The sequence below is a fragment of the Burkholderia sp. Ap-955 genome, assembly GCF_011753045.1.
Lineage (GTDB): Bacteria > Pseudomonadota > Gammaproteobacteria > Burkholderiales > Burkholderiaceae > Burkholderia > Burkholderia lata_D.
This window is the reverse complement of the sequence record NZ_VWWH01000162.1, coordinates 1-8,248: the sequence shown is the minus strand read 5'-3', so window position 1 is coordinate 8,248 and position 8,248 is coordinate 1. Positions and strand designations below refer to the sequence as shown.

General features: G+C 65.0%; 10 protein-coding genes. 8 read left to right on the top strand and 2 right to left on the bottom strand.

The window, feature by feature from the left end; translation table 11 throughout:
* Positions 1–224 precede the first annotated feature (224 nt).
* Positions 225–1,049: a Cof-type HAD-IIB family hydrolase gene (locus F3J15_RS36415; protein ID WP_089493889.1), complete on the top strand. Its 825-nt coding sequence runs from the start codon at positions 225–227 to the stop codon at positions 1,047–1,049.
* 118 nt (positions 1,050–1,167) lie between these two features.
* On the opposite strand, the gene aqpZ is transcribed toward F3J15_RS36415, so the two are convergent.
* The gene (gene aqpZ, locus F3J15_RS36410; RefSeq protein WP_069246855.1) at positions 1,168–1,911 is read right to left on the bottom strand and encodes an aquaporin Z; all 744 of its coding nucleotides are present in this window, start codon (positions 1,909–1,911) and stop codon (positions 1,168–1,170) included.
* A 300-nt stretch (positions 1,912–2,211) separates the two neighbouring features.
* On the opposite strand from aqpZ, the gene F3J15_RS36405 reads away from it, so the two are divergent.
* Positions 2,212–2,508 carry an H-NS histone family protein gene (locus F3J15_RS36405; protein ID WP_021162849.1) on the top strand — a complete coding sequence of 99 codons (297 nt, stop codon included), beginning with the start codon at positions 2,212–2,214 and terminating at the stop codon, positions 2,506–2,508.
* Between the two features lie 105 nt (positions 2,509–2,613).
* Here the strand turns inward: F3J15_RS36405 and F3J15_RS36400 are convergent, their stop codons facing one another.
* The gene (locus F3J15_RS36400; RefSeq protein WP_046547453.1) at positions 2,614–3,678 is read right to left on the bottom strand and encodes a glycosyltransferase family 4 protein; all 1,065 of its coding nucleotides are present in this window, start codon (positions 3,676–3,678) and stop codon (positions 2,614–2,616) included.
* A 647-nt stretch (positions 3,679–4,325) separates the two neighbouring features.
* On the opposite strand from F3J15_RS36400, the gene flhD reads away from it, so the two are divergent.
* From flhD to F3J15_RS36370, 6 genes are all read left to right on the top strand, one after another.
* The gene (gene flhD / locus F3J15_RS36395; protein WP_027788649.1) at positions 4,326–4,646 is read left to right on the top strand and encodes a flagellar transcriptional regulator FlhD; all 321 of its coding nucleotides are present in this window, start codon (positions 4,326–4,328) and stop codon (positions 4,644–4,646) included.
* A 92-nt stretch (positions 4,647–4,738) separates the two neighbouring features.
* The gene (gene flhC / locus F3J15_RS36390) at positions 4,739–5,293 is read left to right on the top strand and encodes a flagellar transcriptional regulator FlhC (protein ID WP_011350591.1); all 555 of its coding nucleotides are present in this window, start codon (positions 4,739–4,741) and stop codon (positions 5,291–5,293) included.
* Between the two features lie 179 nt (positions 5,294–5,472).
* Positions 5,473–6,333 (top strand): flagellar motor stator protein MotA, encoded by an 861-nt coding sequence (gene motA / locus F3J15_RS36385; protein WP_069246857.1) that lies wholly within the window; start codon positions 5,473–5,475, stop codon positions 6,331–6,333.
* 13 nt (positions 6,334–6,346) lie between these two features.
* Positions 6,347–7,372: a flagellar motor protein MotB gene (gene motB, locus F3J15_RS36380; protein ID WP_069246858.1), complete on the top strand. Its 1,026-nt coding sequence runs from the start codon at positions 6,347–6,349 to the stop codon at positions 7,370–7,372.
* A gap of 24 nt (positions 7,373–7,396) precedes the next feature.
* Positions 7,397–7,774: a response regulator gene (locus tag F3J15_RS36375; RefSeq protein ID WP_011350594.1), complete on the top strand. Its 378-nt coding sequence runs from the start codon at positions 7,397–7,399 to the stop codon at positions 7,772–7,774.
* A gap of 33 nt (positions 7,775–7,807) precedes the next feature.
* A partial coding sequence (locus tag F3J15_RS36370; RefSeq protein ID WP_205191145.1) for an Hpt domain-containing protein occupies positions 7,808–8,248 on the top strand: 441 nt, incomplete at its 3' end.

Sequence of the window (8,248 nt, the reverse complement as noted above, 5' to 3'; positions counted from 1 at the left end):
CGCCCGGCTGCGCGCGCCGCTCGACGATTCCGCGCACGGCGCGCTGCGGCTCGCGCTGCAGGCGCTGCGGGCGGCGGAGGGGCGCTGACGGCGTGTCGAGGCGGGAGGAAGGCGCACCGCAACCGCGCCGCTGGCGGCAATCGACCGGGAACCGCCCGGCGGGCAATCGGGCACGACGTTAAAATGGCCGTTCCGCAGAGCCCTGAGCGCCATTCTTCCGTCCCATGTACAAAGTCATCGCCACCGATCTCGACGGTACCCTGCTGAACAGCGACCACCAGCTCGATCCGTACACGATCGATACCGTCCGCCGGCTCGACCGCGACGGCTTGCAGTTCGTGATCGCCACCGGGCGCCACTACGCGGACGTCGCCGGCATTCGCGACGTGCTCGGCATCCGGCCGTACCTGATCACGTCGAACGGCGCGCGCGTGCATGCGCCGGACGACACGACGATCCACGCGCAGGACATCGATCCGGCAATCGTCCGCGGCCTCGTGCAGCCCGAGGTCGTCGGCGCGCACGGCCGCGTGATCGTCAACCTGTTTACCGACCAGGGCTGGCTGATCGACCGCGATGCGCCGCACCTGCTCGAATTCCACCAGGATTCGGGCTTCCGCTACGACGTGATCGACATGCCCGCGCACGACGGTGCGGATATCGCGAAGGTGCTGTACATCGGCGATCCGGCCGATCTGGCGGTCGTCGCCGAGCAGATGCGCGTGCGCTTCGGCGATGCGCTGTACGTCACGTACTCGCTGCCCGACTGCCTCGAAGTGATGACCGCGAACGTGTCGAAGGGCCGCGCGCTGCGCTCGGTGCTCGCACGGCTCGGCGTCGACACCGGCCACTGCATCGCGTTCGGCGACAACATGAACGATATCGACCTGCTCGAAACCGCCGGCCACGCGTTCATGATGAACAACGCGAATCCCGACCTGGTCGCGCGGCTCCCGCACATCCCGCGGATCGGCAACAACTTCGATGCGGGCGTCGCCCGCCACCTGCGCACGCTGTTCTCGCTCGAAGACAACGTCGCCGCATCCTGAACGTCCTGCCGGGGCGGAAATGAAAAACGGGCGCCAGTGGCGCCCGTCGAAATTACCTGCCTCGATCTTCTTTGACAGCGTGAGGCTCGCTGCTCTGCTCGCTTGACCCCGTAGTGTTTTATTCGCTTGTGCGAGCCGATGCCGGCAGCAGGTCGACGGCGTCGTCACGCCCCGCGACCAGCGGATAGATGATCCCGGCGAGTACCGCGCCGATGATCGGTGCCACCCAGAACAGCCAGAGCTGACCGATCGCATCGCCGCCCACGAACAGCGCGGGGCCGGTCGAGCGGGCCGGGTTCACCGACGTGTTGGTGACCGGGATCGAGATCAGGTGGATCAGCGTCAGGCACAGACCGATCGCGATCGGCGCAAAGCCGGCCGGCACGCCGCGCTTGTCGGTGGCGCCCAGGATCACGAACAGGAAGAAGCCCGTCATCACGACTTCGCAAATGAACGCCGAACTGAGTGCGTAGTGGCCGGGCGAACGTTCGCCGAAGCCGTTCGTCGCAAAGCCGCTGCCGACGACGTCGAAGCCCGGTTTGCCGGTCGCGATCAGGTACAGCACGAATGCGCCGAGCGTCGCGCCGACCACCTGCGCGACGATGTACGGCACGAGATCGCGTGCGGGGAAGCGGCCGGCGACCGTCAGGCCGACGCTCACTGCCGGATTCAGGTGGCAGCCCGAAATGTGGCCAATTGCGAATGCCATCGTCAGCACAGTCAGGCCGAAGGCAAGCGAGACGCCGGCAAAGCCGATGCCGAGGCCCGGAAAGGCGGCGGCCAGCACGGCGCTTCCGCACCCGCCGAGCACCAGCCAGAACGTGCCGAATACCTCTGCAGCGAGACGCTGAGAAAGATTCATGTAAGGACCTCGTTCAAGTGGATTGAAGACAACCGGACGACGCGACGGATTTAAATCGTCATCCGGAATTGGTCTGGATTATAGGAAATGAATCGGGTCGGGGAGGGTCAACGATTGTTAAATTTGAATGGCTGACGAATGCCTTTTATTAGAATAAGTCCGCATTCTCGATATAGCCGAATCGGTTAAAGATGACAGCATTCATTTCAAAGGGCAGGGCGGCAGTGCGGATGGCGTAACGGATGTTGGTGTCCCGGCCGGATTCGCCGGGGCCGCATCATCGAAAAGGGGAGTCAAAAAATGTCTCAATACGCGAAACTCAAGGCGCAGATCGCCGATCTGCAGGCCCAGGCGGACGATGTGCGCCGCCAGGAAGTGGCGGCGGTGATTGCGGAAGTCCAGCAAAAGATTGCCGAATATGGGCTGACTGCCCAGGATCTGGGCTTCGCGGAGCGAGCGAAGCGCGGGCGTCCGCCGAAGAAGGCGCCGCTGCCCCCGAAATACCGCGATCCGAAGTCGGGCGCGACCTGGAGCGGGCGCGGCAAGCCGCCGAATTGGATCGTCGGTAAAAACCGCGACCGTTTCCTCATCGAATGACCGAAAGCCCAAACAAAAGAGCCGCATCGAGATGCGGCTCTTTTGTTATCCGCGCCAATTTCGGCGCGGATTGGATTACGGCATATTTCCTTGCGGAATTCCGTGTCAGGCGCCGGCGACCCGGCGCAATGCCGGTTGACGGGCTCCCGTGCAAAGCGATTCGTAAGTTTCGACATACCGCTGCGCCATGGCCTTCGAGCTGAAGCGCGTATCGAAACGTTCGCGGATGGCGGTGCGCGACAGGCTGTCGATCCGGTGCAGCGCGCCGACCGCGCCCTGCACGTCCTCGACGATGAAGCCGGTCACGCCGTCCTCGATCACTTCGGGCACCGAGCCGCGGTTGAACGCGACGACCGGCGTGCCGCAGGCCATCGCCTCGATCATCACCAGGCCGAACGGCTCCGGCCAGTCGATCGGGAACAGCAGCGCCTTCGCGCCGGACAGGAACGCGGGCTTCTGCGCCTCGTTGATCTCGCCGATGAATTCGACGTGCGCCTGGTCGAGCAGCGGCTCGATCACTTCCTTGAAGTAGTCGGCGTCGGCCTTGTCGACCTTCGCGGCGATCTTCAGCGGCAGCCCGCTTTGCGCGGCGATCCGGATCGCGGTGTCGACGCGCTTTTCCGGGCAGATCCGGCCGAGGAACGCGAGGTATTCGGGCTTCACGCCCGGTTGCGGCGTGAGCAGCGTGTCAGGCAGCCCGTGATACACGGTGCCCGCCCACGCGGCCTGCGGCAGCGGCTTGCGCTGGTTGTTCGAGATCGACACGACCGGCGCGTCCGGGAACGCGTCGAACACGGGCTGCAGTTCCGGCAGGTCGAGGCGGCCGTGCAGCGTCGTCACGTACGGCGTGTCGAGGCGCGACATCAGCGGGAACGGCAGGTAGTCGAGGTGGAAGTGCAGCACGTCGAATTCGTGCGCGACCCGGGCGACCTTTTCGAGGAGCCGCATATGGGGCGCCATCGAATCGCGGATCGACGGGTCGAGCCGCAGTGCGCGCGGCCAGGCCGCCTCGAGACGGGCCGACGTGACGGAGTCGCCGCTGGCGAACAGGGTCACATCGTGGCCGAGATCGACGAGCGCCTCGGTGAGGTAGGACACGACACGCTCGGTGCCGCCGTAGAGTTTCGGCGGAACGGCTTCGTAAAGCGGCGCGATCTGGGCAATTCGCATGGATGTTCTCCTGTTTCGATCCGGGGGCGCGGGGGCGCCGATGCGGATCCCGTGCAAGGTTGCGGAACTCGCCGGCGTACGCGGTTGGCGGTACGTGGCCGTGCCCTGGGCGGGGTGCGCGGGGCGCCGGACGGCAAGCTGCGGGGCGGGCCGGCACGGCTCGCGCCGCCGCCCATTGGAGTCCATTATCGATATCGCCCTGGGGGGTTCGAGTGTTTTTTCAAACACTTAAGGCTTGTTACACGATGAAATACGCGAAAACCCCGATAAAAAGGGCGCGGATACAGAAATGGAGATAGACGCAACTATTGTTGCGTCTTCGTGAAAAAGCACTATAATTTTTACCGATCCGATTGTCGGCAGCCTTGCCGGCAAGCCTTTCGGTACATCGGACCCATCGCAGCCGAATCCTTGCTGCCACGCGCTTCCCCGCCTGCACCTTTCAATTCGCCTTGTCGGAAAAATTCCTACACGGTTTACAGAGAAATCCTGCACGGCATACGCCACTTCGCTGATACCGGCATAAATGCCGTTTAGCCAAAATTCGCCCTGTAAGACTATAAACGAGCCGACTGAGTGCCAAGAGCGCTCTGATCGAGCAAACGTTTTCATAACACGAATGGCCAAAGCACTTTAACGGGGGAATCATGAGCGCTACCAGCGAAATGCTCAGTGAGATCAAAGAGGTCAACCTGTCGTACCTCCTCCTCGCGCAACGCCTGCTGCGGGAAGACAAAGCGATGGGCATGTTCCGCATGGGCATTTCCCAGGAACTCGCCGACGTGCTCGGGAACCTCACGCTCGCACAGACCGTGAAGCTCGCCGCGTCGAACCAGATGCTGTGCCGCTTCCGCTTCGATGATCACGCGCTGCTCTCGTCGCTCGCCGACAAGGGCCGCAGCGATGTCGTCGCGCACGCCCACTCGGCCATCCTGATGGCCGGGCAGCAGGTCGAAGGCGTCCGCTGATCCATCCCGCCTTGCGTTTGTCCCGGCATGCCGCGCCGGTGGGCAGCGTATTGGCCATCCATCCGAATAACGTCAAGCGGACGGTTTTCACCATGGCAAGCAAAAGCGTCGTGATCGAGGTGAAGGAAATCACCCTCGCCATCGAACTGATCGAACTGGGCGCCCGGCTGCAGCTGCTGGAAGCGGAGACGAGCCTGTCGCGGGACCGTCTGATCAAGCTGTACAAGGAACTGAAGGGCGTGTCGCCGCCGAAGGGGATGCTGCCGTTCTCGACCGACTGGTTCATGACGTGGCAGCCGAACATCCACTCGTCGCTGTTCTACAACATCTACCGGTTCATGCAGGACCACGGCCGCTGCGAGCCGATCCAGTCGATCGTGAAGGCGTACCGGCTCTATCAGGAGCACGTGAACCTGTCCGGCGACGAGGCCGCGCTGAGCCTCACGCGCGCGTGGACGCTCGTGCGCTTCTTCGATTCGGGGATGCTGCAGATGACCCCGTGCACGCGCTGCGGCGGCCACTTCGTCGCGCATGCGCATGATCCGCATCAAGGTTTCGTCTGCGGCCTCTGCCAGCCGCCGTCGCGCGCGGGCAAGACCCGCAAGGCCGCCGCCGCGCGCGCCGAACTGGCCGCCGCCGCGGCCTGAGCCCGGCCGGGCAGGGCCGGGCGGGGCGTTCAGGCCGCGCCGGGGTGGCGCGAATCGTCTGCGAATTGCTGGTAAACACCGTCGGGCCGCCGCCTGGCCGCCCGCGAAAGTTTTCCTGCCGACTGCCGTAAACCTGTTTAACGGCGGTCTCCCCGCCGGTCATTCGTGAGGGACAGGCAGTGCTGATTATCGTGGGAACACTCGTGACGCTGTTGTCCGTCTTCGGCGGTTATGCGCTGGCAGGCGGGCATCTGGGCGCCTTGATCCAGCCCATCGAGATTCTGATGATCGTGGGTGCCGGTGTCGGCGCGTTCATCCTCGGCAACGGCGGCAAGACCATCAAGGCCACGCTGCGCGTGCTGCCGACGCTCTTCAAGGGCTCGAAATACACGAAGGATGTCTACATGGAGCTGATGGCGCTTCTTTACGTGCTGCTCGCGAAGGCACGCAAGGAAGGCACGCTCACGCTCGAGGCCGACATCGACGATCCGGAAAAGAGCCCGATCTTCACGCAATACCCGAAGATCCTCGCCGATCGTCACATCGTCGAATTCCTGACCGACTACCTGCGCCTGATGGTGGGCGGCAACATGAACGCGTTCGAGATCGAGAGCCTGATGGACGAGGAGATCGAGACGCACCACGCGGAAGGCGAAGGCCCCGCGCATGCGCTGATGCGCGTCGGCGATGCGATGCCGGCGTTCGGTATCGTCGCGGCCGTGATGGGCGTCGTGCACACGATGGCGTCCGCCGACAAGCCGCCCGCGGTGCTCGGCGCGATGATCGCGCAGGCACTGGTCGGCACGTTCCTCGGGATCCTGCTGTCGTACGGGCTGATCGGGCCGCTCGCGAGCCTCGCGGAGCAGCGCGTCGCCGAGTCGACCAAGATGTTCCAGTGCATCAAGGTGACGATCCTCGCGACGCTGAACGGCTATGCGCCGGCGATTGCGGTCGAGTTCGGTCGCAAGGTGCTGTTCTCGACCGAGCGCCCGTCGTTCTCCGAGCTCGAAGAGCACGTGCGCCGCGTGAAGGCGAAGTGACGCGGAGCGCCCCATGAGCAAAAGCAAGGATCGTGCAATCGTCGTCAAGCGGGTGGCCCCGGCGAAGAAGGGCCACCACGGCGGCGCATGGAAGCTCGCGTACGCGGACTTCATGACCGCGATGATGGCGTTCTTCCTGCTGATGTGGCTGCTGAGCTCGGTCACGCCGGTGCAACTGAAGGGGATCGCCGAATACTTCAACACGCCGCTGAAGGCCGCGCTGTTCGGCAGCGGCGACCGCAGCTCGCAGGATTCCAGCATCATCAACGGCGGCGGCCGCGACCTGTCGAGCGTCGACGCCGGCACGCTGCGCCGCACCGACGGCACGACGCAACTGGCCGAACGCCTCGCGAAGATGGGCGACGAGCATTCCCGCTCGCAGGCGCAGACCGCGCAGGCTGCGCAGGACCGGCTCGAGCAGACGCGCCTGCACGACCTGCAGATCAAGCTGATGGCCGCGATCGAGGCCAATCCGACGCTGCGCCAGTTCAAGCAGCAGATCCGCATCGATTCCACGCTGATGGGGCTGCGCATCGAGATCGTCGATTCGCAGAAGCGGCCGATGTTCGCGATGTCGAGCGACCACGTCGAGCCGTACATGCGCGACATCCTGCGCGAGATCGGCAAGACGCTGAACGACGTGCCGAACCGGATCATCGTCCAGGGCCACACCGACGCGGTGCCTTACGCGGGCGGCGAGGGCGGCTACAGCAACTGGGAGCTGTCGGCCGACCGCGCGAACGCGTCGCGCCGCGAGCTGATCACCGGCGGCATGGGCGAGGCGAAGGTGCTGCGCGTGCTCGGCCTCGCGTCGACGCAGAACCTGAACAAGGCCGACCCGCTCGATCCGGAAAACCGCCGGATCAGCGTGATCGTGCTGAACCGCAAATCCGAAGAGGCGCTGATGCGCGACGATGCGACGACCACGACGCTGTCGGCCGATGCGGCCGGTTCGCAGCAGCTCGCGCAGCAGCTGGCCCCGGCGCCGGCAGCGCGCCCGGCGCTCGCGGCGTCCGCCGTCGCCGTGCCGAAACCCTGACGTTTACGAGATTCCGAGACAGACATGATCCGAACCATTCTCGCCATCGACGACTCCGCGACCATGCGTGCGCTGCTTCAGGCAACGCTGATGCAGGCCGGCTACGACGTGACGGTGGCGCCGGACGGCGAGGCCGGCTTCGACCTGGCGGCCACCGTGCCGTACGACCTGGTGCTGACCGACCAGAACATGCCGCGCAAGAGCGGGCTGGAAGTGATCGCCGCGCTGCGCAAGCTGACCGCCTATACGGAAACGCCGATCCTCGTGCTGACGACCGAAGGCAGCGACGCGTTCAAGGACGCCGCACGCGACGCGGGCGCGACCGGCTGGATCGAGAAGCCGATCGACCCCGCCGTGCTGGTCGACCTGGTCGCGACGCTGTCCGAGCCGGCCGCCTCCTGACATTCACGCGACGCATTCAACCCGGGACCGGGCATGACTCTCGACATCACTCAGTTCTACCAGACATTTTTCGACGAAGCGGACGAGCTGCTCGCGCAGATGGAGCAGTTGCTGCTGAACCTCGACGTCGGTTCGCCCGACCCCGAGGATCTGGCCGCGATCTTCCGCGCCGCGCATTCGATCAAGGGCGGCGCGGCGACGTTCGGCTTTTCCGCGCTGACCGATACGACGCACATCCTCGAATCGCTGCTCGACCGCGCACGCAACCACGAGCTGACGCTGACCAAGGAAATGGTCGACGCGTTCCTGGAGACGAAGGACGTGCTGTCCGACCAGCTCGTCGACTACCGTGCGAGCGCCGAACCGGACGCGGCCGCCGCCGCGACGATCTGCGCGAAGCTCGAACGGCTGAAGGCCGAGAGCGGCGCGGGTGCGCCGGCAGCCGCGGCCGCTGCGCCCGTGGCGCCGGTCGCC